The 26,605-nt window shown below is 71.9% G+C and carries 24 protein-coding genes; 16 read left to right on the top strand and 8 right to left on the bottom strand.

From position 1 onward, the window contains the following. The first annotated feature begins 14 nt into the window (after window positions 1-14). The 4 genes from AOM03_RS05370 to AOM03_RS05385 all read left to right on the top strand — a co-directional run bounded on the left by AOM03_RS05370 (window position 15) and on the right by AOM03_RS05385 (window position 4,096). Window positions 15-1,718, top strand: coding sequence for a choice-of-anchor I family protein (locus AOM03_RS05370; RefSeq protein WP_062378902.1), 1,704 nt, complete (start codon window positions 15-17; stop codon window positions 1,716-1,718). A gap of 114 nt (window positions 1,719-1,832) precedes the next feature. Continuing rightward, window positions 1,833-2,582: a MerR family transcriptional regulator gene (locus AOM03_RS05375; RefSeq protein WP_062378905.1), complete on the top strand. Its 750-nt coding sequence runs from the start codon at window positions 1,833-1,835 to the stop codon at window positions 2,580-2,582. 40 nt (window positions 2,583-2,622) lie between these two features. After that, window positions 2,623-3,420 (top strand): NADPH-dependent FMN reductase, encoded by a 798-nt coding sequence (locus tag AOM03_RS05380; protein ID WP_062378907.1) that lies wholly within the window; start codon window positions 2,623-2,625, stop codon window positions 3,418-3,420. A 115-nt stretch (window positions 3,421-3,535) separates the two neighbouring features. Further along, window positions 3,536-4,096: an NADPH-dependent FMN reductase gene (locus tag AOM03_RS05385; RefSeq protein ID WP_062378909.1), complete on the top strand. Its 561-nt coding sequence runs from the start codon at window positions 3,536-3,538 to the stop codon at window positions 4,094-4,096. Window positions 4,097-4,277: 181 nt separating this feature from the next. On the opposite strand, the gene AOM03_RS05390 is transcribed toward AOM03_RS05385, so the two are convergent. Together AOM03_RS05390 and AOM03_RS05395 are read right to left on the bottom strand one after the other, a co-directional pair. Continuing rightward, window positions 4,278-5,129, bottom strand: coding sequence for a MarR family winged helix-turn-helix transcriptional regulator (locus AOM03_RS05390; RefSeq protein WP_062378911.1), 852 nt, complete (start codon window positions 5,127-5,129; stop codon window positions 4,278-4,280). A gap of 92 nt (window positions 5,130-5,221) precedes the next feature. Continuing rightward, the gene (locus tag AOM03_RS05395; RefSeq protein WP_062378914.1) at window positions 5,222-6,010 is read right to left on the bottom strand and encodes a CPBP family intramembrane glutamic endopeptidase; all 789 of its coding nucleotides are present in this window, start codon (window positions 6,008-6,010) and stop codon (window positions 5,222-5,224) included. A gap of 394 nt (window positions 6,011-6,404) precedes the next feature. Here AOM03_RS05395 and AOM03_RS05400 point away from each other — a divergent pair, with 394 nt between their 5' ends. Genes AOM03_RS05400 through AOM03_RS13080 form a run of 3 tightly spaced genes read left to right on the top strand, consistent with a single transcriptional unit; the run spans window position 6,405 to window position 8,213 of the window. After that, window positions 6,405-6,770: an ArsR/SmtB family transcription factor gene (locus AOM03_RS05400; protein ID WP_062378917.1), complete on the top strand. Its 366-nt coding sequence runs from the start codon at window positions 6,405-6,407 to the stop codon at window positions 6,768-6,770. Continuing rightward, window positions 6,770-8,041: an MFS transporter gene (locus AOM03_RS05405; RefSeq protein ID WP_062378919.1), complete on the top strand. Its 1,272-nt coding sequence runs from the start codon at window positions 6,770-6,772 to the stop codon at window positions 8,039-8,041. Before AOM03_RS05400 ends, AOM03_RS05405 begins: the two co-directional genes overlap by 1 nt. Before the next feature lie 40 nt (window positions 8,042-8,081). Beyond that, the gene (locus AOM03_RS13080) at window positions 8,082-8,213 is read left to right on the top strand and encodes a hypothetical protein (protein ID WP_265101847.1); all 132 of its coding nucleotides are present in this window, start codon (window positions 8,082-8,084) and stop codon (window positions 8,211-8,213) included. A gap of 144 nt (window positions 8,214-8,357) precedes the next feature. Here AOM03_RS13080 and AOM03_RS05410 read toward each other — a convergent pair whose 3' ends face one another. Further along, window positions 8,358-9,095: a hypothetical protein gene (locus AOM03_RS05410; RefSeq protein WP_062378921.1), complete on the bottom strand. Its 738-nt coding sequence runs from the start codon at window positions 9,093-9,095 to the stop codon at window positions 8,358-8,360. A 107-nt stretch (window positions 9,096-9,202) separates the two neighbouring features. Here AOM03_RS05410 and AOM03_RS05415 point away from each other — a divergent pair, with 107 nt between their 5' ends. Beyond that, a complete protein-coding gene (locus tag AOM03_RS05415) occupies window positions 9,203-10,522 on the top strand; it encodes a cryptochrome/photolyase family protein (RefSeq protein WP_062378923.1) in 1,320 nt (439 codons plus the stop codon). Between the two features lie 111 nt (window positions 10,523-10,633). Next, complete coding sequence (locus tag AOM03_RS05420) at window positions 10,634-10,999, top strand: DUF1801 domain-containing protein (RefSeq protein WP_062378926.1); 366 nt, start codon at window positions 10,634-10,636, stop codon at window positions 10,997-10,999. A gap of 176 nt (window positions 11,000-11,175) precedes the next feature. On the opposite strand, the gene AOM03_RS05425 is transcribed toward AOM03_RS05420, so the two are convergent. Next, window positions 11,176-12,126 carry an NAD(P)-dependent oxidoreductase gene (locus AOM03_RS05425; protein ID WP_062378928.1) on the bottom strand — a complete coding sequence of 317 codons (951 nt, stop codon included), beginning with the start codon at window positions 12,124-12,126 and terminating at the stop codon, window positions 11,176-11,178. A 79-nt stretch (window positions 12,127-12,205) separates the two neighbouring features. After that, entirely contained in the window at window positions 12,206-13,495 is a 1,290-nt protein-coding gene (locus tag AOM03_RS05430) for an ROK family protein (protein ID WP_062378930.1), read from the bottom strand. Between the two features lie 254 nt (window positions 13,496-13,749). On the opposite strand from AOM03_RS05430, the gene xylA reads away from it, so the two are divergent. From xylA to AOM03_RS05455, 5 genes are all read left to right on the top strand, one after another. After that, the gene (xylA, locus tag AOM03_RS05435; protein ID WP_062378932.1) at window positions 13,750-14,940 is read left to right on the top strand and encodes a xylose isomerase; all 1,191 of its coding nucleotides are present in this window, start codon (window positions 13,750-13,752) and stop codon (window positions 14,938-14,940) included. A 162-nt stretch (window positions 14,941-15,102) separates the two neighbouring features. Further along, the gene (locus tag AOM03_RS05440) at window positions 15,103-16,530 is read left to right on the top strand and encodes a xylulokinase (RefSeq protein WP_062378934.1); all 1,428 of its coding nucleotides are present in this window, start codon (window positions 15,103-15,105) and stop codon (window positions 16,528-16,530) included. Window positions 16,531-16,758: 228 nt separating this feature from the next. Further along, the gene (locus tag AOM03_RS05445) at window positions 16,759-18,099 is read left to right on the top strand and encodes a M20/M25/M40 family metallo-hydrolase (protein ID WP_062378937.1); all 1,341 of its coding nucleotides are present in this window, start codon (window positions 16,759-16,761) and stop codon (window positions 18,097-18,099) included. A gap of 272 nt (window positions 18,100-18,371) precedes the next feature. Further along, window positions 18,372-18,674 (top strand): three-helix bundle dimerization domain-containing protein, encoded by a 303-nt coding sequence (locus AOM03_RS05450; RefSeq protein ID WP_156157622.1) that lies wholly within the window; start codon window positions 18,372-18,374, stop codon window positions 18,672-18,674. A 427-nt stretch (window positions 18,675-19,101) separates the two neighbouring features. Further along, window positions 19,102-19,467, top strand: a complete 366-nt coding sequence (locus tag AOM03_RS05455; protein WP_156157623.1) for a three-helix bundle dimerization domain-containing protein — start codon at window positions 19,102-19,104, stop codon at window positions 19,465-19,467. Between the two features lie 166 nt (window positions 19,468-19,633). On the opposite strand, the gene gatB is transcribed toward AOM03_RS05455, so the two are convergent. Genes gatB through gatC form a run of 3 tightly spaced genes read right to left on the bottom strand, consistent with a single transcriptional unit; the run spans window position 19,634 to window position 22,958 of the window. Next, window positions 19,634-21,151, bottom strand: coding sequence for an Asp-tRNA(Asn)/Glu-tRNA(Gln) amidotransferase subunit GatB (gene gatB / locus AOM03_RS05460; RefSeq protein WP_062378944.1), 1,518 nt, complete (start codon window positions 21,149-21,151; stop codon window positions 19,634-19,636). Continuing rightward, entirely contained in the window at window positions 21,148-22,659 is a 1,512-nt protein-coding gene (gene gatA / locus AOM03_RS05465) for an Asp-tRNA(Asn)/Glu-tRNA(Gln) amidotransferase subunit GatA (RefSeq protein ID WP_062378946.1), read from the bottom strand. Before gatA ends, gatB begins: the two co-directional genes overlap by 4 nt. Continuing rightward, window positions 22,659-22,958: an Asp-tRNA(Asn)/Glu-tRNA(Gln) amidotransferase subunit GatC gene (gene gatC, locus AOM03_RS05470; RefSeq protein WP_062378948.1), complete on the bottom strand. Its 300-nt coding sequence runs from the start codon at window positions 22,956-22,958 to the stop codon at window positions 22,659-22,661. The genes gatA and gatC overlap by 1 nt, the downstream gene beginning before the upstream one ends. A gap of 148 nt (window positions 22,959-23,106) precedes the next feature. Between gatC and AOM03_RS05475 the strand changes: the two genes are divergently transcribed. Beyond that, window positions 23,107-25,353 (top strand): AAA family ATPase, encoded by a 2,247-nt coding sequence (locus AOM03_RS05475; protein WP_062378951.1) that lies wholly within the window; start codon window positions 23,107-23,109, stop codon window positions 25,351-25,353. Continuing rightward, window positions 25,350-26,399: a 5-methylcytosine-specific restriction endonuclease system specificity protein McrC gene (gene mcrC, locus AOM03_RS05480; RefSeq protein ID WP_062379229.1), complete on the top strand. Its 1,050-nt coding sequence runs from the start codon at window positions 25,350-25,352 to the stop codon at window positions 26,397-26,399. The genes AOM03_RS05475 and mcrC overlap by 4 nt, the downstream gene beginning before the upstream one ends. Window positions 26,400-26,605: the final 206 nt, after the last annotated feature.

Here is a 26,605-nt window from a genome sequence, read left to right on the forward strand (position 1 = left end):
CCCGGAGGCCCCGCATGTCCCCAGTCCCCCGTCCCTCGACCCGCGCCCGTCGCGCCGCCGCGATCGGCGCGACCGCCGCGCTCGCGACCGCCCTCGCCATGCCCGCCCAGGCATCGGTGGTGGCCGCGCCGTTCACCACCAGCGCCGCCGACGCCGCCCTGGCGCTCACGCCCATCGGCAGCCATGACTCGGGCGTGTTCGACGAGTCCGCGGCGGAGATCGTCGTCTTCCACGCCGCGACCGCCCGGCTGTTCGCCGTCGACGCCAACGCCGGCTCGGTTCGCGTGCTCGACGCGAGCGACCCGACCGCCCCGACGGACGAAGGCTTCTCGCTCGACGCGCGCGGCGTGACCGCCGCGGACGGCTCGGTCATCCCCGAGGGCGCGGTCGCGAACTCGGTCGCGGTCCGCGAGGACGGCCTGGTCGTGGTCGCCGTCGAGAACGACCCCAAGACCGACGACGGCTGGCTGGTGTTCTTCGACGCGGCAGGCGAGGGCGAGGCGCTCGGCGCGGTGCGCGCGGGCGCCCTGCCGGACATGGTGACCATCACCCCGGACGGCAAGCGCGCCGTCGCCGCGAACGAGGGCGAGCCCAACGCGGACTACTCGATCGACCCCGAGGGGTCGATCACGGTGGTGCGCCTGCCCAAGAAGGTCGAGGCGCCGAAGCAGCAGCAGGTCAAGACCGCGACGTTCCACGCCTTCGAGGACGCGCTCCCGGACGGCGTGCGCATCTTCGCGGGGCTCGCGGAGCCGGTCAACCCCGTCTCCGAGGGGCTCGAGCCGGAGTACGTCACGGTCGACGCCGCCTCGCACACGGCCTACGTCACCCTCCAGGAGAACAACGCCGTCGCGGTGGTCGACCTCCCCAGCGCCCGCGTCACCGCGCTGCTGCCGCTGGGCGCCAAGGACCACTCGCTGTCGGAGAACGCGCTCGACCCGTCCGACAAGGACGGCATCGCCATCCGCACCGCCCCCGTCATGGGCCTGTACATGCCCGATGCGATCGCCTCCTACACGGCCGACGGCGAGACCTACCTGGTCACCGCGAACGAGGGCGACGCGCGCGACGACTGGAACGAGGGCGTCGACGAGTTCGAGGAGTCGACCCGCATCGAGGACCTGCTCGAGGACGGCCTCCTGTGCGACAACGTCATCGCGGACATCGCCGACGACGAGGACCTGCTCCGGCTCGACGTCACCACGGCCTCCGGCTTCAACGAGGCGGAGGGCTGCTACGACCAGCTCTACTCGTTCGGCGCGCGGTCGTTCTCCATCTGGACCGCCGACGGCGAGCAGGTCTTCGACTCGGGCTCCGACTTCGAGGACATCACCGCCGACCTCGTGCCCGAGTACTTCAACATGAGCAACGACGACCACGACCCAGACGACTTCGACTCCCGCTCGGACGCCAAGGGCCCGGAGCCGGAGGCCGTCACCATCGGCGAGATCGACGGGCGCACCTACGCGTTCATCGGCCTCGAGCGCATCGGCGGCATCATGGTCTACGACGTGACGGACCCGGCCGCGGCCTTCTTCGTCACCTACGTCAACAACCGCGACTTCACGGTCGACGCCGATGCCCCGGAGGCCGGCGACCTGGGCCCCGAGGGCCTCGCCTTCATCCCGGCGGAGGACTCGCCCACCGGCGAGCCGCTCCTCGCCGTGGCCAACGAGGTCTCGGGCACCACGACGCTGTTCGCGATCGAGGTCGACTGACCGGCCGACGCGGCCCCCCATCACCAGGGCCCGGCGGCCGGGACGCGCTCCCGCCGCCGGGCCCTGGCGCGCCCGCTTGTGGTTGACGCGACGTCAACCTCTAGCGTGTCCCGCATGGACATCGACATCGCGGAGCTCGCGCGCACGGCCGGCGTGACCAGCCGCACCCTGCGCCACTACGACGCGATCGGCCTGCTCCGCCCCGCGCGCACCGGCCCGGACGGCCGCCGCCGCTACGGCGAGGCCGAGCTCCTGCGCCTCCAGCACATCCTGGTGCTGCGCGAACTGGACGTCCCGCTCGGCACCGTCGCGAGCATCGTCGACACCGACGACCCCGCACTCACCGCGGACCTGCTCCGCGACCACCACGCCGCGCTGCTCGCCCGCAGCGCGCGCCTCGCCACACTCGCCGCCACGGTCGAGCTCACGCTCGACCACCTCGAGAAGGGAACCCCCATGACCGCGCCCGACATGTTCGAGGGATTCGACCAGTCCCGCTACGAGCCCGAGGCGCGCGGGCGCTGGGGGGACGATGCGGTGGACCGGTCCCACGCCGCCTGGGCGGGCCTGGGCGCGGGCGGGCGGGAGGCCCACCTGGCCGAGCACGCCCAGATCGCGGCCGGCATCGCCGGCCACGCCGCCGCGGGCACGTCCCCGGACGATGCGGCGGTCCAGGCCCTGGTCGCGCGTCACCACGCGTGGGTGTCGGCCTTCTGGACGCCCGGCCGGGACGCCTACCGCGGCCTGGGCGAGATGTACGTCGAGGACCCGCGCTTCCGCAAGACCTACGAGAAGTTCGGGGAGGGCACCGCGGAACTCCTCCGCGCGGCAATCCGGATCTTCGCCGACTCGCTGCCAGACTGAGCCACACGGGCGCGCGGCGCCCGCGGGGAGGGGGACGCGGATGGCGGTCATCGGACTGCTCGTGGGACAGCTGCCGCAGGCGCGCACCACACGGGCCCTCGCCTCGACCCTGCACACGCTCGTGCCGCGTGGCACCACCCTGGTGGAGCTCTCGCACGACGACCTCCCCGGCCACGGGCCGTACGACGACGAGCCGGCCCCCGCATCGGCCCTGGCCTGGAAGCGGGCGCTCGGAGCGCTCGACGGGCTCGTCATCGTGGCGCCCACGCACGGGCGCTCGCTGCCGGGCTCGTGCAAGCACGCGCTCGACTGGGCGACCGCGACTCCGAGCGCGCTCGCGACCCTGCCCGTGGTCATCGCGGGCGCGGCGGCGCCGGGGCGCGAGCACTTCGCCGCGCTGGTGCACCTGCGCGGGGTGCTCGCGGACGCCCGCGCGACCGTGATGGGCCAGCCGGAGCGCACGCTGGCCGTCGAGGCCGCCGACTTCGACGACGACGGCCGCTGCGTCAACGCCGAGCTCGAGGCCGAGGCCCGGGACCTGCTGCGCGCGGCCGCCGGCTTCGTCGCGCACGTCGCGCGGACCCGGCCGCACGCGGACCTCCGGCGGACGGCGGACCTGCCCATCCGCGCCGTCACCACCGCGACCGAGGACGACCCGGTGGCCGCGATCCGGCGCGCTCCCCTGCCCGCCCCCACGACTCCGTGGGCGGGAGTGCCGGTGCCCGGCGCATCGTCCTTTGTCGATACCGCGATCACCGCGGACCCGCTCTACGCGGCCGACGCGCGGCAGTTCTACGGGATGGTCGAGCGCTCGCGCACGGGCAGCCACCTCGACTGAACACGCGTCCAGGAAATCTTCCCGCGGCAGGAATAGATGCATACGCATCTAAGTTGACGCTCCCGGAGGCGCCGTCGGCGGCGCCCCTCTCCCCTGAGACGTCAAGGAGTCACCCATGCCCCGAATCGGATACATCGTCGGCTCGCTCTCGAGCGCGTCCATCAACCGCAACGTCGCCCACGCGCTGGTCGCGCTCGCGCCGGAGGGCGTCGAACTGGTCGAGCTCGACTACAGCGACCTGCCCGTCTACACCCCGGACCACGACGCCGACTACCCGGTCGCCGCGCGCGAGTGGAAGTCCGCGATCGAGGGCGTCGACGGCGTCATCATCATCACGCCCGAGTACCTGCGCTCCATCCCGGGCGCGCTCAAGAACGCGATCGACTGGGCGTCGCGGCCGTGGGGCACCAACTCCTTCAACGGCAAGCCCGTCGCGATCGCGGGCGCGTCCATCGGGGCGATCGGCACGGCGGCCGCGCAGCAGCACCTGCGCGCGGTGCTGGGCCACCTCAACGCCCCGACGCTCGGCCAGCCCGAGGTCTTCTTGCACTACACCCCGTCCGCCTTCGACGCGCAGGGCGCCCTGATCGACGAGCAGGTCAAGGCGATCCTCGAGGGCTTCCTCGCCGCGGCCGTGGCGCACGTCGAAACGCACGCGCCGGTGGCGGTCGCGTAGGCGGTTCCGGGCCTCGTTCGAAAGGCCTCGAGGACGCCCCGTCCAGCATCGCGCCGGGCGGGGCCCTTTGCGGAAGACTCGCCAAGCCTTCTGCCCCGACGGGCCCTTCGGGCCCGGCCTGCCCGCTCGGGCACCCCGGAGGGATGTTGCCCCCCTACCCGCGCGAGTTCCGCGGTGGTAGCTACGTGCGCGCAGCGTGCGTGCTCAGGCGGCTGAACTGCGCATGCAGGAGCGGTGCGATCTCCTGCAGGGCGTCGTGCACCGCCACCGCCGCGGCGAGCCCTTCAGCGGTCGCAACCACCCGGACCCCCCGGCGATCGCCCTCGATGTCCCGCTCCCGCGTCACCAGGCCGTCGCGCTCGAGCACGTCGATCAGGTAGGTCGCACCCGCAGGCGAGAGCCCGAGCTCGGCGGCGATGGTCGACGGGCGGCAGTCGGCTTCCGCGCACACGACGATGACCGCGAGGATGCGTCGACCGTGCACCTTTCCCTCGCGCTCCGCGCCCAGCCGCGCGACGATCTCCTGCGTGAGCTGCAGCCCGACCAGCGCCACTCCCCGGGCGAGGCTCCACGCGTCGTGCGATTCGTCGGAGCCGTGATCCGCGGCCGGGTGCTCAGGCCCTCGGGCCTGCGTCGCGCTCACCACCTCGGCCGCCAGGGCCGTCGCCTCAGCGTAGAACGCGCTCAGATCTGCGGCCGTGCGCGCGGCCGCCCGCTCGCCTGCGGCGGTCAGTCGGTAGACGCGCTGCCGGCGATCCTGCGCCGAGCGCTCCGATGTCACGAGACCGCGCCCGGTCAGGTCGCGGACGAACGAGAGCGCCTGGCCACGGTCCAGCCCCGTCACCTCGGCGAGGACGGGCACCGTGGCGGGTCCGCGCGACGCCAGGTACTCGAGGGCGAGGAGCTGGCCGTCGTCGATGTAGTCGGTGCCGAAGTGCCGATCGAACACAGCGGTGAAGCCGTTCGCATAGGAGCGGATCGCCTCGACCAGCCGCCAGGACGAGGCGATCTCTCTGCGCCCGGGTGCGTCCATCGCCTCACGGTACCGCCGTGCGGAGGGGTGCCGAACCACGCCGCCGGGAGGACCGCCGCCAGGTCGCGGCGGGCCGCCCGGCTCGACGTCGCTCAGGCGGAGGTCTCGGCCTTCTGCTTCGACTTGCGGGTGCCGTCGAGGTTGTATCGGAACGCGACGAGCATGAGGATCAACGACAGGTACATCGCGACCTGACCGATCGTGGCACCGAGGCCCGAGATGCTCGCCACCGTGGCCTCGCCGCCGACGGCCTTGTTCACCAGGCTTCCCCAGTCCCACAGCGCGTGCATGAGCATCGCGGCCACGAGGCTCCCGGTCACGCGCCGGGTCAGGTAGAAGGTGGATCCGGCCAGGAACGCCGCGAGGATCTGAAACGCCGTCGAGCTCGCCGGCGCACCGAAGGCGATGTTGATGATGTGCAGCAGACCGAACATCAGGCACGTGATGAACCACGAGAGCACCTCACCCACGCTTCCGCGCGCACCGGTGAGCAGGATGCCTCGCGACACCAACTCCTCGGAGAAGCCGACGAGCAGCACGCCCGCGCCAATGGTGAGCACATGGGTCATCTCGAGCGCGCCGAAGTCCGCGCCCGCGAAGGACATCAGGCCGCCGATGGTGAAGATGATCGGCACAATGACGAGCCAGCGCGGCACGTTGCGCGTCCGCTCCCGCAGGGCCGGTCCCCACCAGCCGAGCAGCGACGTGACGATCACCAGGTACGCCGCTCCGACGGCCACCGGGATCAGGATCCCCTCGAGCGCGCTCTGCTGGGTGTCCTGCACCGCCTCGTAGTCGATGTCGAACACGGTCCACATCGCGAAAACGACCGCCATATAGCCGATGAACACCGCGAGCCCGATCCAAAGGTTCGGCTTCACCTTCACATCGATTGACTGAGATTCAGGTTGAGTTGCCATGCGAGTCCCTCCCCCGGACTGCCAGCGAGGCCCAGATGCGTCGCTAATCGAGAACTTACCGACAAGCAACCTATTTGGAAACACGATTTGTCGGATTTGTACACCTGCCAGGCGCAGGAGTCTCGAGCCCGTGGCGCGCACCGCACGTCACCAGCGGACTCGCCTGACCCCCGGCACAGTGTCGTAGCCGCCGCGGCCAGGCCGCACGTCGAAACGCACGCGCCGGTGCCGGTCGCGTAGGCGGCTCCCGGCCCCCTTCGGAAGGCCCCCGGGAGGCCCCGTCCGGCATCGCGCCGGGCGGGGCCTCCAGGGGCATCCGGTGCGCGCCGCGACCGACCTGTGTAAGTATCTGCATATGAATGCAGATAGCGGTGAAGCGCTCGGCCCGGACGACACCTACGTGGAGCTCGCCGTCGAGGTCTTCGCGATGCTGGCCGACGCCACGCGCGTGCGCATCATCCTCGCGCTGCGCGACACCGAACTGCCCGTGAACACACTCGCCGAGGTGGTCGGCAAGTCCCCCGCCGCGGTCTCCCAGCACCTCGCCAAGCTCCGCCTCGCGCGCATCGTCCTCACCCGCCACGAGGGAACCAAGGTGTTCTACCGGCTCGCCGACGAGCACGCCCGCCAACTGGTCGCGGATGCGATCCACCAGGCCGAGCACGCGCTGAGCGAGGCGCCGGCCCACCACCGCGTGACGTACGCGCGCGAGGCGCGCTGATGCTTCGGGTCCTGGGGAACCGCACCTACGCGAGGCTCTTCGCCGCGCAGGTGGTCGCGCTGCTGGGCACGGGCCTGCTCACGGTCGCGCTGGGGCTGCTCGCGTTCGACATCGCCGGCGACCACGCCGGGTCGGTGCTCGGGACCGCGCTGACCATGAAGATGGTCGCGTATGTGGGCGTCGCCCCGATGATCGCGGCCGTGGTGGACCGTCTGCCCAAGAAGACGGTTCTGGTCGCCGCCGACGCGGTGCGGCTCGCGATCGCCGTCGCGTTGCCATTCGTGGACCAGGCGTGGCAGATCTACGTCCTCATCTTCATCCTGCAGTCCGCGTCAGCGACCTTCACCCCGGCCTTCCAGTCGCTGATCCCGGCGGTCCTGCCGGACGCCCGCGACTACACGCGCGCGCTGTCGCTGTCGCGACTCGCGTACGACCTCGAGTCGCTGCTCAGCCCCACCATCGCCGCGGCCCTCCTCACGGTGATCAGCTACCACCACCTCTTCGGCGGCACTGCGGTCGGCTTCGCAGGGTCGGCGGCGCTGGTGCTCGCATCCCGACTGCCGGCGCACGCCGATGCGGGTGGCGGCATGACGTTCTGGCAGCGCCTGCCGCTCGGGGTCACGGTGGTGGCGCGCACCCCCACGCTGCGGTTCCTGATGCTCACCAACGTGGCGGTCGCCGCCGGCACCGCGCTGGTCCTGGTGAACTCCGTGGTCTACGCCCGCGCGGTGTTCGACCGGGACGAGGCCGCCGTCGCCATCGCGCTCGCAGCGTACGGCGTCGGATCGCTCGCGATGGCCTTCGTGATCCCCCGGCTGACCGAGCGCTTCGGCGTGATCCGCACCATGGCCGGTGGCGCCGTCGGCGTGGTCCTCGGGCTCGCGGCGGCCTGGGCGGTCACCGGAGTCGCCGCAGCCTCCGGCCGAGGATGGCCCGCACTGCTCGCCACCTGGGCGCTGCTGGGCGTCTCGACGTCGCTGATGAACACGCCGTCCTCGCGGCTGCTGGCGGACGCCTCGACCCCCGAGAACCGCAACCTCGTCTACACCGCGCAGTTCGCGCTGTCGCACGCGTGCTTCCTGGTCACCTACCCGATCGCGGGATGGATCGGAGCGCGCAGCCTCTCACTGGCGACCGCCGCACTCCTCGCGCTGGCCCTCGCGGCGACGGTGGCGGCGATCGCCTACGCCGCGGCGACCCGACTGCGGACCACGAGCGACGCACCGCCCGTACGTGAACCGGAGCCGGAGCACGAGGACGTCGTCGGGTAGGCGATCGCAAGCGCACAAGGTCGGCCAGCCCGAGGTGTTCTTGCACTACACCCCGTCCGCCTTCGACGCGCAGGGCGCCCTGATCGACGAGCAGGTCAAGGCGATCCTCGAGGGCTTCCTCGCCGCGGCCGTGGCGCACGTCGAGACGCACGCGCCGGTGGCGGTCGCGTAGGCGGTTCCCGGCCTCGTTCGGAAGACCCCCGGGAGGCCCCGTCGGCATCGCGCCGGGCGGGGCTCACCGCTTCAGCTGACTCCGCACGGCGGCTCAGGCCGGAGTCACGCGCCCGCCCGCGGCGACCTTACCTGCGGACTGGCGTCAGCCCTCCTCGCCCATCTGCTCGAAGACCGCGACGGCGTCGTCCGTGTACTCGGGGCACAGCAGGTGCGCGAACAGCGCCCCCGAGACCGCGGATGCGGAGGCGTCCACGGCCTCCTCGGCCGCCGCCTCGTCGTCCGTCAGCGCCGACTCGAACGCGCCGCCGATCAGCGCCTTGGCGAACACGTCGCCGAACGCCTCGCCGTAGGAGGCGCCGTCCTCGACCGCCGAACAGACCATGTCGGCCGCGCTGAGCGCCGGCCCGGCGGCCATCCCGGTCGACCCGTCCTGCTCGATCATCGAGGCGAGCAGGATCTCGCGTCCCGCGCGGTCGAGCTCGTCGGACATGCCCGCGAGCGCGTAGAACTGCGCCTCGGAGAGCCCATCCGGATTGGAGTCGTCGCTCAGCGCCTCCTCGTAGTCCTCCCCGTCGAGCGCAAGCCCCAGGTACTCGCTGCGCTCCTCCGCGGTCAGCGCCAGCGCCGGGGAGTCGGCGATGTCCCAGTCCTCCGTCGGATACTCGGCGGCGATCCGGTCGACGATGGTCTCGACCGCCTCCTCCGCGGTCTCGGACGGGGTCGCCTCCGTTGCCGCCTCGGCCGTCTCGGCCGTCTCTGTGGCGGCCTCGGCCGCCGACCTCGTCGACGCCGCGTCGGGCTCCTCCGCCGAGTCCGACGAGCAGCCCGCCAGGGCGAGTGCGGCCGCCGCAATGGCGGCGAACGAGGTGACGTGCTTCATGCGATCCCCCTAAGGTGACGAATAGGACAATTCTACCGGGCCACCCTCGCCGGAATGCCGCGCCGCCCCTCGCGCGTTCGCCCAGGCATGAGCCCCGAGGCACCGCGATGACCGCGCTGTGGTGGGTCCGGCGCGACGCACGCCTCGCCGACAACCCCGCCCTGCTGTCCGCCCAGGAGGACGGACCGGCCGCCGCGGTCTTCCCGTGGTCCGAGCGCGTCCACCTCTGGTCCGGCCGCCGCCGCGCGCACCTCGCGCGCGCCCTGTGGAGCCTGCGCGAGGACACCGGCGGCGCCCTGGGGATCAGGCGCGGAACCCCGGCCGATGCGGTGCTCGCCGTCGCGCGCGAGTCCGACGCCCGCGTCGTGTGGGCCCAGGCGGAACACTCCCCCGCCGGCCTGGCGGAGCAGGCCGCCGTCGAGGCCGCGCTGGAGGCCGACGGGCGCGAACTGCGGTTGATCGGCTCGCCGTACGCGGTTGCGCCCGGGCGCGTGGCCAAGGCCGACGGCACCGAGTACCGCGTCTACACCCCGTTCTCCAAGGCGTGGCGCGAGCACGGCTGGCGCGCGCCCGCCCCCGACGCGGCCCCGGAGGCCTTCCGCCCCGTCGAGTCCGACGTCGACCTCGACCAGCGCGCGGCCCACGCGGACGCCGAGGACCCCATCGACCCGCGCCCCGAGTTCCGCGAGGCCCGCATCCACGACGCGCTCGCCGACTTCATCGGCGGCGACCTGGACCGCTACAAGGACGAGCGCGACCGCCCCGACCTCGACACCACCTCGCGCCTGTCCATCCCGCTCGCATTCGGCCAGCTCCACCCGCGCACCATCCTCGCCGCAACCGGCCCCCTCCGCTCCGACGCCGCCCGCCGCTTCGAGTCCGAGCTCGCGTGGCGCGAGTTCCACGCCGACGTCCTGTTCCGCCACCCCTCCGCGCTCCGGGAGTCGCTCAACCCCGTGATCCCGGACGATGCATGGGTCACCGGCGACGATGCGGACCTCGCCTTTCGCGAATGGAGGGACGGGCGCACGGGGTTCCCCCTGGTGGATGCGGGCATGCGGCAGCTCGCGCAGACGGGGTGGATGCACAACAGGGTCCGCATGGTGGTCGCGAGCTTCCTGGTCAAGGACCTGCACGTGCCGTGGCAGCGCGGCGCATCGCACTTCCGGCGCGCGCTGCTCGACTACGACCACGCGCAGAACCAGCTCAACTGGCAGTGGGTCGCCGGCACCGGCCGGGACGCGGCCCCGTACTTCCGCGTGTTCAACCCGGACGGCCAGGCCGACCGCTTCGACCCCGAGCGTCGCTACGTCGAGCGCTGGGTGCCGGAGGTCGACACGCCCGCCTACCCGGAGCGCATGGTGGACCACAAAGTCGAGCGCGAGGTGGCGCTCGCCGACTTCCAGCGGGGCAAGGGCTCGGGCTAGGCCCCGACGCCCGGAGCGCCGCCCGTGGAGGTGAGGCGCCGAAGCGCCGTCCGTGCCACCGGCGCCGATGGTCCCGTGTGACCTACCTCACACGCGGGGTACCCTCGCGCCATGGCACACAACGAGGTCGATGTCTGGATGGGCCGCTACGACAACCCCATGCGCGAGGTGGTCGAGCGGGTCCGGCGCATCATGCTCAACGCGGACGACCGCGTCGAGGAGTGCATCAAGTGGCAGGCGCCCACCTTCACCTACCGCGGCAACATCGCGAGCTTCTACCCCAAGGCGAAGAACCACGCGACGCTCATGTTCCACCAGGGCGCGCTCATCCCGGGCACGTTCCCCCACCTGCTGGGCGCGGGCGACACGTCGCGGTCGATGCAGTTCGTCTCGATCGCGGAGGCCGAGGAGCGCCGCGAGGAGCTCACCGCGATCGTCAAGGCCTGGATCGCCCTGCGCGACGCCGCCGCCGAGTAGCCGCCGCCCCGCGCATCACCCCCTTCACGCGTGTCACCTCTCCACACACGAGCGACACTCAGCTACCCGTAGCGCGCACAGATCCGTCAGAAGCGACCACCATCTACCCGCAGCGGTGCGGGTGTGTGGACAGGTGACGCGGTAGGCGTGTGGACAGGTGACGCCGGGGCCGGGCGTCAGGCGGGGAACGCGCCCATCATCACGAAGTTCACCGGGTCGTCCCCATGGCGGCGCGCCTCGACCTGGCGGCGCACCAGGTCCGCGTAGCGGCGGTCGGTGAGCCGCTCCCAGCCGGCCACGTGCGGCACCACGATGCACCCCGGAGCGTCCCACAGGGGATGCCCCTCCGGCAGCGGCTCGGGGTCCGTGACGTCGAGCGCCGCGCGCAGGCGTCCGGCCCGCAGCTCGGCCACCAGCGCGTCCGTGTCGACCACCCTGCCGCGGCCCACGTTGATGAGCAGGGCATCGTCCCTCATCGCCGCGAGGAAGGCCGCGTCGACCAGGCGGTCCGTGGACTCGTCGTGCGGCGTCACGATGACGACCACATCGAAGTCGCCCAGGACCCCCGGAAGCGCGTCGACCGCGTGCACCACGGTGCCGTCGGGCGCGGTGCGCGCGGTGCGGGCCACGCCCTCCACCTCGACCTCGCACGCCCTGAACCGGGCGCCGATCGCCGCGCCGATCGCGCCGTAGCCCACCACCAGCGCACGCGAGTCCGCGAGCTTGGGCGACCAGTAGTCCGGCTCCCACGCGCCGCGGCGCTGGGCGTCGAGGAACTGCGGGAGCCGACGCTGCGACGCCAGGGCGAGCGCCAGGGCCATCTCCGCGACGCGCGTGTCGTGCACGCCCCGCGCGTTCGCGAGCGCCACGCCCGGCGGCACGAACGGGACGGCGTGCTCGAAGCCCGCGGAGGGAAGCTGGATCACCTTGAGGTCGGGGCACTCGGCCAGGCGCCCGTAGACGCGGCGGCCGCCCGTGCCGTGAGGCAGGCACGCGATGGTGACGCGCTCGCGCTCGGCCTCGGGGACCTCGCCCTCGACGGGGTCCCACACGATGGTCCGGGCGTCCTCGCCCAGGTCTCCCAGTGCATCGGCCACGGCCTCGGACGGGACGGCGACGGTGATCATGCGGCCAGTCTGCCAGGCACGCGGGAACCCCGGGCCCGCGTGGACACCGGGCCAGGCGACGCGGCCCGGGCGCCGGGGCTCAGTCCGCGGCGACCGCGCCGGCGGGCACGAGCGGTGTGCCTGCGGGGTCGAGCAGGAGCGGCGCGAAGGCGCGCTCTGCGGCGCCGATGACGCGCAGGTCCCGGCCGAGCGCGGCCGCCCCGAGGAGGGCGCCCTCGGCATCGGGCCGGAACGCCTCCGTCTGCACCACGCGGCCGATCTCCTCCGCGCGGCACTCGTACAGGTCGCCCAGGTAGCCGCCCAGGAGCACCGCGTCGGGGTCGAACGCGCACTCGAGGTTCGCGATCGCCGTGCCCAGAAGCGCGGCCTGGCGGTCGACCTCGCGGGCGACCGCCGCATCGTCCCCCGCGAGCTCGCCCAGCCCACCGGCGACGGCGCCGGTGGAGACGCCGGCGACCTCCGCGAGCCGCGCGGCGCTCACCTCGGTCTCGAGGCAGCCGCGACGGCCGCAGCTGCACTCGCGACCGGGCGTGCGCACGAGCATGTGGCCGAACTCGCCGCCATAGCCGCGCCCGCCCCGGAGCATGACGCCTCCGACGAGGGCGGCGCCGCCGATGCCGGACGACGAGCCGTTGAGAAACACCACGTTGTCGGCGCCGCGGGCCGCGCCGAAGCTCCACTCGGCGCGCAGGCCCAGGTTCGCGTCGTTGCCGACCGCGACGGGGACGCCCAGGGGCTCGGCGAGGCGGGCGCCGAGCGGCTCGCGGCGCCACCCGAGGTGCGCGGCGTGGACCACCGTGCCGCCGTCCGCGTCGACGAGCCCGGGCACCGCGACCGCCGTGCCCACCACCCGCTCGACCGGGCTCCGGCGCAGGAGGGCCCGGGCCTCCTCGACCATGGCGTCGGCCGCGAGCGCCGGCGTCGGCGCCTCGTCGAACGCGCGCCGCCGCCGCGCGAGCACCGTCCCGTCGAGCGCGACCAGCGCGCTGTCGAGGCCGTCGATGTCGGGATGGAACGCGATCGCCGCCACCTCCCGGCGGATGCGGACGATCAGGCTGGGGCGCCCCACCGCGCCGGTCTCCGCGGAGGCGTCCTCGACCACGAGCCCCAGGTCCGCGAGCTCCGCGACCAGCCCGCCGATGGTCGACCGATTGAGGCCGGTGTCCCGCGTGAGTTGGGCACGCGTCAACGGGCCGCGGTAGTGGACGGCCGTGAGCAGCGCGGAGAGGTTGTTCCGGCGGGTGTGATCGTTCCGCGACCCGCGAGGCGCGGCCACGCGCGGGGCGCGCAGGTCCGGCGTGTCGCCGGCGACGCGCGCGGCGGCGCCCAGCAGCGCATCGTCCATCTCCCGCGCCTCTCGCGCCACCATGCCTCCTCGCACCATCGGGGGATCCCCGCCCGCCGGTCGCCGCCGGCGGTGCTCGCCAGTATGCCGCGCCGGCGCCGCGGCGACGACGCCCGATCCCGCTCCCCACTCGAGGGCACGGGGTTTCACCCGGAATGCGCCGGTTCGCACGCAGGATCCGCGCGAATCGGCGCCGGCCGGTCCGCTCGCGTTGACACGGGCCCCGCCGCCAGATATGTTTTCGGTGTCAACATATCAAGGAAGATAGGAGCGCCGCCATGGCCCCCACTCCCACCCCCGCCGACAAGTTCACCTTCGGTCTGTGGACCATCGGCTGGAACGCTCAGGACCCCTTCGGCTCCGCCACCCGCGGCCCCGTCGACGCCGTCGACGCCATCCACAAGCTCTCGGAGCTGGGCGCGTACGGCATGACCTTCCACGACGACGACCTGTTCCCGTTCGGCTGCTCGGACGCGGACCGCCGCGCCGCGATCGACGCGCTCAAGAAGGCGTGCGACGAGACCGGGATGACCATCCCGATGATCACCACCAACACCTTCTCGCACCCGGTGTTCAAGGACGGCGGCGTCACCTCCAACGACCGCGACGTGCGCCGCTTCACCATCCGCAAGATCCTGCGCAACATCGACCTGGCCGCTGAGCTGGGCGCCAAGACCTTCGTCATGTGGGGCGGCCGCGAGGGCGCCGAGTACGACTTCTCGAAGGACATCCGCGTCGCGCTCGAGCGCTACCGCGAGGCCGCCAACGTCTTCGGCGCGTACGTGCTGGAGAAGGGCTACGACCTCAAGTTCGCGATCGAGCCCAAGCCGAACGAGCCCCGCGGCGACATCCTGCTCCCCACCGTGGGCCACGCGCTCGGCTTCATCGAGACGCTCGACAACCCCGAGCTGGTGGGCCTCAACCCCGAGGTGGGCCACGAGCAGATGGCCGGCCTCAACTTCACCGCCGGCATCGCGCAGGCGCTGTACCAGGGCAAGCTGTTCCACATCGACCTCAACGGCCAGCGCGGCATCAAGTACGACCAGGACCTGGTATTCGGTCACGGCGACCTCATCAACGCGTTCTCGCTGGTCGACCTGCTCGAGAACGGCGGTCCCGAGGGCGGCCAGGCCTACACCGGCCCCCGCCACTTCGACTACAAGCCCTCGCGCACCGAGGACATCGACGGCGTGTGGGCCTCCGCCGAGGCGAACATGCGCATGTACCTCCTGCTCAAGGAGCGCGCCGCGGCCTTCCGCGCCGACCCCGAGGTGCAGGAGGCCATCGAGGCCACCCGCCAGCACGAGCTCGCGCAGACCACGCTGGCCGAGGGCGAGTCCGTCGCGGACCTGCTCGCCGACACCTCCGCCTACGAGGACTTCGACGCCGACGCGTACTTCGACGCCAAGGGCTTCGGCTTCGTCCGCCTGCAGCAGCTGGCCGTCGAGCACCTCATGGGCGCTCGCTGAGCCTCACCGCTTCACCCCCTCGCCGATGCCCGGTCGCCGTTCCTCCTTACGGCGGCCGGGCATCGGCCCTTGTGGGGGCCCTTCGGCCCCCCGTTCCGCTCTTGTCCCCCACCTCCCCCGCATCCCCCGCATATCTATTCCACTGACTAGAAAGGACGCGCGATGACGCTCGTCGCCGGCGTCGACTCCTCGACGCAGAGCTGCAAGGTGGTCGTTCGCGACCTCGAGACCGGCGAGGTGGTGCGCACCGGCCGCGCCTCGCACCCCGACGGCACGTCCGTGCACCCCGACCGCTGGTGGGACGCGCTCCTCGCCGCCATCGCTGACGCTGGCGGCCTCGCCGACGTGGCCGCCGTGTCCATCGGCGGCCAGCAGCACGGCATGGTCGCGCTCGACGCCGCCGGCGAGGTGGTGCGCGACGCGCTGCTGTGGAACGACACCCGCTCGGCGGGCGCGGCCGCGGACCTGATCGCCGAGTTCGGCGCCCAGGCACTGGCGGAGCGCACGGGCCTGGTGCCCGTCGCATCGTTCACCTCCACCAAGCTGCGCTGGCTGCGCGACGCGGAGCCGGACAACGCCGCCCGCGTCGCCGCCGTCGCCCTCCCCCACGACTGGCTGACCTGGCGCCTGCGCGGGTACGGGCCCGTCGCATCGTCCCCCCTCGGGCCGGTCCTCACCGAGCTCACGACGGACCGCTCGGACGTCTCCGGCACCGGCTACTGGAACCCCGCCACGGGCGTATACGACCGCGACCTGCTGATCGCCGCGCTGGGGCACGATGCGGTGGTGCCGCGCGTGCTCGGGCCCGGCGAGTCCGCGGGTGGTTCCGTCTGGCTCGACGGCGCCGAGCTCGCCTGCGTCGTGGGCCCCGGCGCGGGCGACAACGCCGCCGCCGGGCTGGGCCTGGGCGCGACCGTGGGCGACGTGGTCGTGTCGCTGGGCACCTCGGGCACCGTCTTCGCCGTGACCGCGTCCGGGTACGCGGACGCCACGGGCATCGTGGCGGGCTTCGCCTCCGCCTCGGGCGAGCACCTGCCCCTCGTGTGCACGCTCAACGCGTCCCGCGTGCTGGACGCCTTCGCGCGCGTCCTGGGCGTGGGCTACGACGAGCTGGGCGACCTCGCCATGGCTGCCGCGCCTGGCGCCGACGGCCTCACCCTGGTCCCCTACTTCGAGGGCGAGCGCACCCCCAACCTCCCCGACGCGACCGCGACCCTGTCCGGCATGACCCTCGCGAACACCACGCGGGAGAACATGGCGCGCGCCGCAATCGAGGGCATGCTCGCCGCGCAGGCGGTGGGCATGGACGCGATCCTGTCCGCGGGCGTGGAGGCCAAGCGCGCGCTCCTGGTGGGCGGCTCGGCGCAGAACTCCGCCGTGCAGGCCATCGCGGCCCAGGTGTTCGACGTGCCCGTCGAGGTGCCCGAGCCCGGCGAGTACGTCGCCGCGGGTGCGGCCGTGCAGGCGGCGTGGGCGCTGACCGGCGAGCGCCCGACGTGGCCGCTCGCGGTGGTCGCGGCGCCCGCTCCGGACACGCGCCCGGAGATCATGACGTCCTACCGCGAGGCCGCGGGGGCGTACCTGGGCTGATTGCCCCGCCCTTCACGTCACCTGTCCACCCGTCCCGTCACCTGTCCACACACCCCGACCCGAATGGGTACGTGGTGGTCGCTTTCCGCGAGTCGCTGCGCCCCACGGGTAGCTGGTTGTCGTTCGTGTGTTGACAGGTGACGGCGGGCAGGTGCCGGCGGGACAGGCGCCGCGCCCGGGACCCCGGCTCACTACGATCGAACCAGCCGTTCGACGAAAGGGGCCGCCATGCCCGTGTACGAGATCACCGACAAGGTCCGGGGCCTGATGCCCGGCGTCATCGCGGACCTCGAGGAGCTCATCTCGATCCCCTCGGTCGCGTTCCCGGGCTACCCCGCGGAGCCGGTCGAGCGGATGGCGCAGCGCACGCTCGAGCTGGTCCGCGAGGCCGGCTTCGCGGACGCCCGGCTCATGGACGTACCGTGGGGCTACCCGCCCATCTACGGCGAGATCCCCGGCCCTCCCGGCTCCCCCACCGTGGTGCTCTACGCGCACTACGACGTGCAGCCCGCGCCCGAGTCGCAGGGCTGGACCTCCGAGCCGTTCACCCCCACCCGCAAGGACGACGGCCGCATCTACGGCCGCGGCGCCTCCGACGACAAGAGCGGCATCGCGACCCACCTGGGCACCCTGCGCGCGCTCGAGGGCAACCCGCCGTGCACGCTGCGCATCATCCTCGAGGGCATGGAGGAGACGGAGTCCAACCTCGAGGAGTTCGTCGAGGCGCACCCCGACCTGTTCGACTGCGACCTGTTCCTCATCACGGACATGGGCAACCTCGAGGTGGGCGAGCCCGTCCTCACCACCGCCCTGCGCGGCGACGTGTCCTGCACCGTCACGGTCCGCACGCTCGAGCACCCGCTCCACTCGGGCGTCTTCGGCGGCCCCGCGCCGGACGCGATGATGGCGCTCGCGCGCCTGCTCAGCTCCCTGGTGGACGATGCAGGGGACGTGGCCGTCGAGGGCGTCACCGGCGGCGTGTGGGACGGTGGGGACGTGCGGGAGTCCGACTTCCGGGCGTCGGCCGATCTGCTTCCCGGGGTGTCGCTGACCGGCACCGGGAGCGTGGGCGACCGCCTGTGGGGCAAGCCCTCGATCAACGCGATCGGCGTGGACATCACCTCGATCGACGCGTCCTCCAACGTGCTCCACCCGGAGGCGTCGGCGAAGGTCTCCATGCGCATCGTCCCTGGTTCCGAGCCCGAGGAGGAGCTCGCCGCCCTGGTGCGCCACCTCGAGACCCACGCGCCGTGGGGCGCCCAGGTCGAGGTGACGCCGGCGAAGGCGGCGCCCGGCTTCGTGTGCGCGACCGACGGCCCGGCCGTGGCCGCGGCGCGCGAGGCGATGGCGGAGGCGTTCGGCCGGCCGGTGGGCGAGGCGGGCTGCGGCGGGTCGATCCCGCTGCTGCGCACGCTGCAGTCGGTGGCGCCCGAGGCCGAGTTCGTGCTGTGGGGGCCCGAGGACGTCGCCGGGTCGCGCATCCACGCCTCGGACGAGAGCGTCGACCCCGAGGAGATCGAGCGGATGGTCGTCGCGCAGGTGCTGCTGCTCCAGAAGCTGGGCGGCTGAGCTCGAGGCGGGCCGGGGCCGTGCGACTCCGGCCCGCGTGACCAACGTCACGTCAAATCTGCGCAAAGTCGACGCCGACCGCCGGTAGTGTGATCACACGGATATCGAGGCGACACGACCCCCACGCACCGTCGCGTGACGGGACCCGGCCCCTCGGATCTGTTGCGGCGCGCGACGCGCCGTCCTCGCGGCTCGGACATCCTCCGATTCGCGGGTGCAGCGCGTCGCATGCCGCCACGTCAGACAACGCAGCCAGACGGACGGACCGACCCTTGACCACCACGCTTCCCAGCATCGACTGCATGACCGCCCTGCGCCGGTCGTCGCGGATCCTCGCCGACGAGTTCTCGGGCTCCGTGGGCGCCACCCGCATCCACCAGGAACTGGTCGCGGCGTACACCTGGCTCGCGCCGGGCGCGCCGATCAAGGCGTTCCTCCCCCTGCTCGCCGAGCGCGAGGCACGCGAGGCGCTGAGGGCCTTCGCGAGCCGCGAGGTGGGCTTCGACGCGAGCCCGCGCGTGCATGTGTCCGCGGAGGCCGCGCACCACGCCGCGAGGTACCTGCTCGCGGCGTAGCGAGGGCGCGGGGAACGCGGGAGTGCACACGACGCCCCGCCTTGGTGGACACCCCGCACGGATTGTCGCGCGACGCGCCGGTGGCCAACCCCGAGACGGGGCCGATCACCGGCGTGTCCCTGCCGAGTCCGTGCGGAGTGTCCATGAGGGCGGGGCGTCTTGCCGTCCTTCTTGGAAACGACGTGACATGAATCACGCCGCAAATGCACGGTGGTGCCGAAAACCGGACGTAGGGTCATTACCAGGACATCGCAGTCCGGAGGCCCCGCCGCCAGCGGGGTTCGAAGGACGGCGACGTCCCAGCACAGCCCCCACGTGGCGCGAGAACACGCCGCGTCCGCACCTTGGACCACCAGGTCCACCGGCGGGCCCGACGTGTCCGCGTGCCGCATCGTCCACCGAAGACGCCAGACGAATGGATCCGATCATGACCACCACGCTCACCCGCATCGACCGCACCGCCGCCCTGAGCCGCTCCACCGAGCGCCTGGTCGCGGAGTTCGAGGGCGAGGTCCCCGCCGCCCGCGTGAGCGAGACGCTCGCCGCCGCGTACGTGCACCGCTCCGCCCACGCGACCATCCACGGCTTCCTGCCGCTGCTCGCCGAGCGCGAGGCCCGCGCCGCCCTCAACGCCCAGGTGCAGGAGCTGCACCCGCAGCCCGAGCTCGAGACCATCTACGCGCCGCAGCCCGCCGCGGCCCCGCGCCTGTCCTTCGACGGGCGCCCGCGCGCCGGCGCCCCGGTCGAGCGCATGAACCCCACGTGGGCGACCGCGAAGATGACCATCTTCTGAGCGGACACCGGTCCGTCCTGCCCGCGCGCCTCACGGACACTGCGCACGGACTGAGGCCCGACACGCCGATGGCCGGCCCCGTTTCGGGGCCGGCCATCGGCGTGTTGCTGGAGAATCCGTGCGGAGTGTCCAATGCGGGGCCCGGGACGCGCGGGACGGCGGGACGCTAGCCCTCCACCCCCGCGCGCTGGAGGATGATCTCGCGGACGCGGCCCGCATCGGCCTGGCCCCGGGTCGCCTTCATCACGGCGCCCACGATCGCGCCGGCGGCCTGGACCTTGCCGTCCTGGATCTTGGCGAGGACGTCGGGCTGGGCGGCCAGGGCATCGTCCACCGCCTTCTCCAGCGCGGAGTCGTCGGACACGACCTCGAGGCCGCGGGCGGCCACGACCTCCGCGGGCGAGCCCTCGCCCGCGAGGACGCCCTCGAGCGCCTGGCGCGCGAGCTTGTCGTTGATCTTGCCGGAGTCGATGAGGCCCTGGAGCTCGGCGACGGCGGCCGGGGTCACCGGCAGCGCGGCCAGCGCGACCTCGCGGTCGTTGGCCACGCGCGACAGCTCGCCCATCCACCACTTGCGGGCGGCCTGGGCGGTGGTGCCGGCGGCGATGGTCTCCGCGATGAGGGACAGGGCATCGGCCGCGACCACGTCGCGCATCTCGAGGTCAGCGAAGCCCCACTCCTCCTGGAGACGGGCGCGCATCTTGGCGGGGTGCTCGGGGATGGTGCCGCGCAGCTCCTCGACCCACGCGCGCGCGGGCTCGACGGGCAGCAGGTCGGGCTCCGGGAAGTAGCGGTAGTCCTCCGCCTCCTCCTTGGAACGGCCCGGCGTGGTGGACAGGGTGTCCTCGTGCCAGTGGCGGGTCTCCTGGACGACCGGCTTGCCGGCGAGCAGGAGCGACGCCTGACGAGCCGCCTCGTAGTGGACGGCTCGCTCGATCGCGCGCAGCGAGTTCACGTTCTTGGTCTCGGAGCGCTTGCCGAAGGGGACGTCGTCCTGCGACTCCCCCGCCGCCGGCTTTGGGCGCAACGACAGGTTGACGTCCGCGCGGACCGAGCCCTGCTCCATGCGGCCGTCGGAGATGCCCAGCGCCCGCACGTAGTCGCGGATGGTGGCCACGTACGCGCGCGCCACCTCCGCGGTGCGCGCGCCCATGCCCGTGATGGGCTTGGTGACGATCTCCACGAGCGGCACGCCGCCGCGGTTGTAGTCGACCAGCGAGTAGTCGGCGCCCTGGATGCCGCCGGTGCCACCCACGTGGGTGTTCTTGCCGGCGTCCTCCTCGATGTGCGCGCGCTCGATGCCGATCTCCACGACCGTGCCGTCGTCGAGCACCACGTCGAGGGAGCCCTCGTAGCAGGTGGGCTCGTCGTACTGCGAGATCTGGTAGTCCTTCGCGAGGTCCGGGTAGAAGTAGTTCTTCCGGGCGAAGCGCGAGGACTCGCGGATCGAGCAGCCGAGCGCGAGACCCAGGCGGACCGCCGACTCGACGGCCTTCTCGTTGGTGACGGGCATGGCGCCCGGCAGGCCCAGGCACACGGGGCAGACCTGGGTGTTGGGCTCCGCGCCGAACTCGTTGGCGCAGCCGCAGAACATCTTGGTCCTGGTGTTGAGCTCGACGTGGACCTCGATGCCGAAGACCGGGTCGAACTCCTCCATGGCCTGCTCGTACGTCATGGTGGTCATGCGGTCACCTCCGGGGCCTGGGCGGTCAGCGGGCCGCCCCAGTCGGCCGTGAGCGACGCCTCCAGCGCCGCGCCGATGCGATAGAGCCGGGCGTCCTCGTGCGCCGGCGCGAGGATCTGGAAGCCGGCGGGCAGCCCGTCCTCGGGCGCGAGGCCCGCGGGGAGGGACATGCCGGGGATGCCGGCGAGGTTCGCGGGGATGGTCGCGATGTCGTTGAGGTACATCGCCATCGGGTCGTCCACCCGCTCGCCGATCTTGAACGGCGTCGTGGGCGTCGTGGGCGACACGAGCACGTCGCACTGCTCGAACGCGGCCGCGAAGTCGCGCTGGACCAGCGTGCGCACCTTCTGCGCCGAGCCGTAGTAGGCGTCGTAGTAGCCGGCGGACAGCGCGTAGGTCCCCAGGATGATGCGGCGCTTGACCTCGTCGCCGAAGCCCTCGGCGCGCGTCGCGAGCATCGTCTTCTCGACGGTGTCCTTCTCCACGCGAAGGCCGAAGCGCACCGAGTCGAACTTGGCCAGATTGGACGACGCCTCCGAGGGCAGGATCACGTAGTACGCGGCCAGCGCGTACTCGAACGACGGGCAGGAGACCTCGACGACCTCCGCGCCCATGCCGCGCAGGCGCTCGAGCGACTCGTCGAAGCGCTGCTTGACGCCGTCCTGGAAGCCTCCGTCGACGCCGGAGAGCTCCTTGACCACGCCGATGCGCACGCCGGTGAGGTCCATCCGCGCGCCCACGAGGGCGGCGTCGACGCAGCCCGGCACGGGCTCGGGCAGCGAGGTGGCGTCGTTGACGTCGTGGCCGCCCATGACCTCGTGGAGGAGGGCGGTGTCCATGACGGTGCGTCCGCACGGGCCCAGCTGGTCCAGGGACGATGCGAGGGCGATGGCCCCGAAGCGGCTCACCCCGCCGTAGGTGGGCTTCACGCCCACGGTGCCGGTGACCGAGGCGGGCTGGCGGATCGAGCCGCCCGTGTCCGAGCCGATCGCCAGGGGCGCCTCGAAGGCCGCGAGCGCCGCGGCCGAGCCGCCGCCGGAGCCGCCCGGGATGCGGTCGAGGTCCCACGGGTTGCGGGTGGGGCCGTAGCCGGAGTGCTCGGTGGACGAGCCCATGGCGAACTCGTCCATGTTGGTCTTGCCCAGGATGGGCATGCGCGCCTCGCGGATCTTGCGGGTCACCGTCGCGTCGTACGGGGGCATCCAGCCCTCGAGGATGCGCGAGCCGGCCGTCGTGGGCAGGCCCTGCGTGACGAGCACGTCCTTGACCGCGATGGGCACGCCGGCCAGGCGCGGGAGTTCCTTGCCGGCCGCGCGGTCCTCGTCGACGGCGCGCGCGGTCGCGAGCGCGCCCTCGGCGTCGATGTGGAGGAAGGCGTGGACGGGCCCGTCGATCTGCCCGATGCGGTCCAGGTGGGCCTGGGTGAGCTCGACGGAGGTGACCTCGCCGGCGGCGAGCGCGTCGGCCATGCGGGCGGCGGTGGCCCGGGTCCAGTCGGTGGTGGTCATCAGGCCTCCTCCCCCAGGATCTGGGGCACGCGGAAGCGCCCGTCCTCGGCGTCGGGCGCGGCGGCGAGGGCGGCGTCCTGCGCGAGCGACGGGCGGACCTCGTCCTCGCGGTGCACGTTGCTCATGGGGATCGGGTGGCTCGTCGCGGGCACGTCCTCGCCGGCGACCTCGGCCACCTTGGCGACGGCGTCCACGATCACGGCGAGCTGGCCCGAGAGGCGGTCGAGGTCCTCATCGGTCATGTCGATGCGCGCGAGCCCCGCAAGGCGCGCCACATCGGAGCGGTCGAGTTGTGACATGGGCCCGAGTCTAGTTGCCCGAGTCCCATGCGCCGCCGTGCGGAGGGACGCTCAGTGCCACTTGAGCCGATGCGCGACGCGCGCTCCGCTGGGGTCGGCCCGGATTGGCCCCGATCCAGCTGTCGGTGCCTTCGTGGAGAATGAGGAAATGAGCACGGAAACCCCCATCGGAGACTCCGAGGCGCGCCTTCTGGCCTCGCGCCCGAGCCATGACATGGACATCGCACGCGAGGTCCGCGAGATCATCGACCACATGCTCGGAGACGGGCGCTCGGTCATCGCTCCGACGGTAGCGATCTGGACTTCGGAGACCGCCGAGAAGCTTCGCGCACGTGTGGGCGACAACCCGCTCGTCGGGACTGGCGCGACACAGTGGGAGAAGCTCGATCAGCAACTCCGCGGCGCGGAGCGCGCGGTGGTCCTACTGGCGGCCGAGCTCGTGTTCCTGCGCGAGCACCTCATGCGCTCCTCCCTGCCCAAAACTCGTCGGGAGCATGTCGAGCGCGTGCTGGAGCACCTGGACGCCCCTGCGAGCATCCCCGAGTCGATGGGTGCCTGGCTGTCGCGTCCCAAGGGGGTGGCCGGACTCGAGCCGGGGCCGTGGTTCCACGGCTCGCTCTACCTTCACCTCATCTGGGCCTCGACCTTCGTCCGGCACTGGGGCGGCGTCTCGGAGGCGGAGAGGCAGGCGGCCCGTCAGGACCCGTGGGAGCTCCAACGAGTCATGCTGGAGTCCGGTGAGGACCGTGCCGACATGCGCAACGTTCTGCAATACCTCGCCTTTCCCGATTTCTACGAACCGATCTCTTCGGCCGGCATGAAGAAGCAGATCCGGGACGGGCTCGCCACCAGGATCGGCGGGGCCACCGGCAACGATCCGGTGTCGCTCGACCGCGACCTCATGGAGATCCGCTCGAATCTGGCGCAATCCGTCGAGGGCCCGTTCCATTTCTGGTCTCCGGGCGTGCGGGAACTCTGGGATGAATCCGCCGTGGCAGCGGGGCCTGTCGACCCCTCCCCCACGTCGGCACCCGAGCCGCGCACTCGTCGCTATTGGCTCTACTCGCCGGGTGCGCAGGCATCAGAGTGGAGTGACTTCTCAGCCCACGGCATCATGGCGATCGGGTGGCCGGAGCTCGGGAATCTCGCACCGTACGAGACCCGCGACGCAATCCGGCAGGCGCTGTCGGCGTCGCCGGATGGCGGCTCAATGAAGAACGACGTCTTGGCGCTGTGGCAGTTCCAGCACGAGATCGCCGTTGGCGACATCGTCTTCGCCAAGCGCGGAAGGCGGGAGATCGTGGGCCGCGGCGAGGTGACGTCCGACCCGCGCTACGAGCCCGAGCGCGCGGCATTCCCGCACGTGCGCTCGGTGAACTGGACGCACGTTGGCACGTGGGCGCACCCCGGTGATGCAGTCACGAAGACCCTGACCGACATCACTGCCGACGTCGACTACGTGGAGAGGCTTGAGTCGCTCGTGACGGGTGACGACGAGCCGATCGAGGTGAACGAGCCCGTCACTCCCATTCCCCCCTACGACCGGGAGTCATTCCTGCGCGAGGTCTACGTGGCCGACAGCGACTACGACAGGCTCTGCATGCTGCTCTCGCGCAAGAAGAACGTGGTGCTCGCGGGACCGCCTGGCGTGGGAAAGACGTTCGCGGCCAAGCGCCTGGCCTACTCGATCATGGGCAGGAAGGACCCCAGCAGGGTCCAGATGGTCCAGTTCCACCAGAGTTACTCGTACGAGGACTTCATGATGGGATACCGCCCGACGGAGTCCGGGGCATTCACCCTGACGGAGGGGCCCTTCTATCGATTCTGCGAGAGGGCACGCGCAGACGACCCCGACCGCCCGTACTTCTTCATCATCGACGAGATCAACCGCGGCAATATCTCCAAGATCTTCGGTGAACTGCTCATGCTCATCGAGGCGGACAAGCGCGGACAGGACCTGCGCCTCCTCTACAAGAACGAGACCTTCTCCGTGCCAGCCAACGTCCACATCATCGGCATGATGAACACGGCCGACCGGAGCCTCGCGGTTCTCGACTACGCGCTGCGACGACGGTTCGGGTTCTTCGACATGAATCCGGGCTTCACCTCGCTCGGCTTCGTTCGGTGGCAGCGCGAGGCGGACAGTCCCGCCCTCGACCGCCTTGTCCAAACGGTCATCGACCTCAACCACGCGATCGCGAACGATCCAGCGCTCGGCCGGGGTTTCGCCGTCGGCCACAGCTACCTCTCGTGCCCGACCGAGACGGACCCCAATGAGTCGTGGCTCTACTCGGTGGTCGAGGACGAACTCATCCACCTGCTGGAGGAATACTGGTTCGACGAGCCGGCGACGGCCGCGGAGTGGGCGGGCAGGCTTCGCGCGGCCATCGCATGAGCGGCTCCCCGGTAGCGATCCGCAACGTGTACGTCATGCTGGCATACGCGTTCGGGGCGATCCGCGCCGAAGGCACCGACGCCGTCGCCTCCGAAAGGTTTGACCACCTTCACGACCTGCTGGCGGAGATCCTCCTGCGTGGCGTAGGTGCGCAGGTCAAGCGCGGACTGCATCGCGACTATCTGCACCGCCACGAGCCCCTCGCCACAGTCCGGGGCCGAATAGACGTCAACCGCACCATCGCCACGAGATCTACGACCCGGGGCCAACTCGTCTGCGGCTTCGATGAGTATGCGGCGGACACGCCGCACAACCGCGCACTGAAATCGGTGCTCGTGCTCCTCATCCGCCATGGAAGCGTCAGCCCCGACCGGAAGGCGGCGCTCCGCAGGCTGCTGCCGTACCTGGACACTGTCACGCTCGTCGCGCCGTCGTCGATCCGATGGAACGCTCTCACCTACCATCGCGCGAATGCCAACTACCGAATGTTGCTCGGCGCCTGCGAATTCATCGTCAAGGGGCTCCTGCCCGCACGCGGGTCAGGGGCCACCAGGCTCGCATCGTGGGTGTCCGATGAGGCCATGAGCGGCCTCTACGAGCGCTTCCTGCGCGAGTACTACCGGGTCCACCACCCCGGGCTCGCGCCGGGCGCGCCCACCGTCCGCTGGGACATCGACCAGCCGACCACGAAGCACGGACAACTACCCATGATGCGCACCGACGTGACCCTTCGCCGCGGCAGCCAAACGCTCATCATCGACGCGAAGTACTACTCCAGTTCTCTTCAGTCCGGGGCGTGGGGCAAGTCCACCGTCCATTCCGCACACCTCTACCAAATCCTTGCCTACGTGAAGAACGAGGACGTCCGCAGGGACGGTTCCGTGAGCGGCCTGCTCCTGTACGCCCGGACCGACGCCCCGGCACAGCCCGACCTCGACGTCGCGATCCAGGGCAACCGCATCGGAGCGAGGTCGCTTGACCTTGACCGCCCCTGGCAGGAGATCGCCGCGCAACTCGAGGACGTTGTCAGTTGGCTCGAGGGCTGACGACGCCTCCCGTGCGGTGAACCGCAGGTTTGGTCGGGCCTAGTTTGGGGGCCGGCCGGATGCGCTCCCTCCACCGCGCGTCACTCCTCCACACACCTCGGGCCGTAACCGGGCCGTAGACCGCCGAATCCGCCCCGACACGCCGACGACACGCCGAGCCCCGTGTGGAGGGGTGACATTTTGTGTGGAGGGGTGACGGGCTGCCG

This window comes from Demequina pelophila (assembly GCF_000971175.1).
GTDB classification, from domain to species: Bacteria; Actinomycetota; Actinomycetes; order Actinomycetales; family Demequinaceae; genus Demequina; species Demequina pelophila.

Coding starts and splice junctions, on each gene's coding strand:
- AOM03_RS05370 (WP_062378902.1), top strand. CDS start 15: ATGTCCCCAGTCCCCCGTCCCTCGACCCGCGCCCGTCGCGCCGCCGCG.
- AOM03_RS05375 (WP_062378905.1), top strand. CDS start 1,833: ATGGACATCGACATCGCGGAGCTCGCGCGCACGGCCGGCGTGACCAGC.
- AOM03_RS05380 (WP_062378907.1), top strand. CDS start 2,623: ATGGCGGTCATCGGACTGCTCGTGGGACAGCTGCCGCAGGCGCGCACC.
- AOM03_RS05385 (WP_062378909.1), top strand. CDS start 3,536: ATGCCCCGAATCGGATACATCGTCGGCTCGCTCTCGAGCGCGTCCATC.
- AOM03_RS05390 (WP_062378911.1), bottom strand. CDS start 5,129: ATGGACGCACCCGGGCGCAGAGAGATCGCCTCGTCCTGGCGGCTGGTC.
- AOM03_RS05400 (WP_062378917.1), top strand. CDS start 6,405: ATGAATGCAGATAGCGGTGAAGCGCTCGGCCCGGACGACACCTACGTG.
- AOM03_RS05405 (WP_062378919.1), top strand. CDS start 6,770: ATGCTTCGGGTCCTGGGGAACCGCACCTACGCGAGGCTCTTCGCCGCG.
- AOM03_RS05410 (WP_062378921.1), bottom strand. CDS start 9,095: ATGAAGCACGTCACCTCGTTCGCCGCCATTGCGGCGGCCGCACTCGCC.
- AOM03_RS05415 (WP_062378923.1), top strand. CDS start 9,203: ATGACCGCGCTGTGGTGGGTCCGGCGCGACGCACGCCTCGCCGACAAC.
- AOM03_RS05420 (WP_062378926.1), top strand. CDS start 10,634: ATGGCACACAACGAGGTCGATGTCTGGATGGGCCGCTACGACAACCCC.
- AOM03_RS05425 (WP_062378928.1), bottom strand. CDS start 12,126: ATGATCACCGTCGCCGTCCCGTCCGAGGCCGTGGCCGATGCACTGGGA.
- AOM03_RS05430 (WP_062378930.1), bottom strand. CDS start 13,495: ATGGTGGCGCGAGAGGCGCGGGAGATGGACGATGCGCTGCTGGGCGCC.
- xylA (WP_062378932.1), top strand. CDS start 13,750: ATGGCCCCCACTCCCACCCCCGCCGACAAGTTCACCTTCGGTCTGTGG.
- AOM03_RS05440 (WP_062378934.1), top strand. CDS start 15,103: ATGACGCTCGTCGCCGGCGTCGACTCCTCGACGCAGAGCTGCAAGGTG.
- AOM03_RS05445 (WP_062378937.1), top strand. CDS start 16,759: ATGCCCGTGTACGAGATCACCGACAAGGTCCGGGGCCTGATGCCCGGC.
- AOM03_RS05455 (WP_156157623.1), top strand. CDS start 19,102: ATGACCACCACGCTCACCCGCATCGACCGCACCGCCGCCCTGAGCCGC.
- gatB (WP_062378944.1), bottom strand. CDS start 21,151: ATGACCACCATGACGTACGAGCAGGCCATGGAGGAGTTCGACCCGGTC.
- gatA (WP_062378946.1), bottom strand. CDS start 22,659: ATGACCACCACCGACTGGACCCGGGCCACCGCCGCCCGCATGGCCGAC.
- gatC (WP_062378948.1), bottom strand. CDS start 22,958: ATGTCACAACTCGACCGCTCCGATGTGGCGCGCCTTGCGGGGCTCGCG.
- AOM03_RS05475 (WP_062378951.1), top strand. CDS start 23,107: ATGAGCACGGAAACCCCCATCGGAGACTCCGAGGCGCGCCTTCTGGCC.
- mcrC (WP_062379229.1), top strand. CDS start 25,350: ATGAGCGGCTCCCCGGTAGCGATCCGCAACGTGTACGTCATGCTGGCA.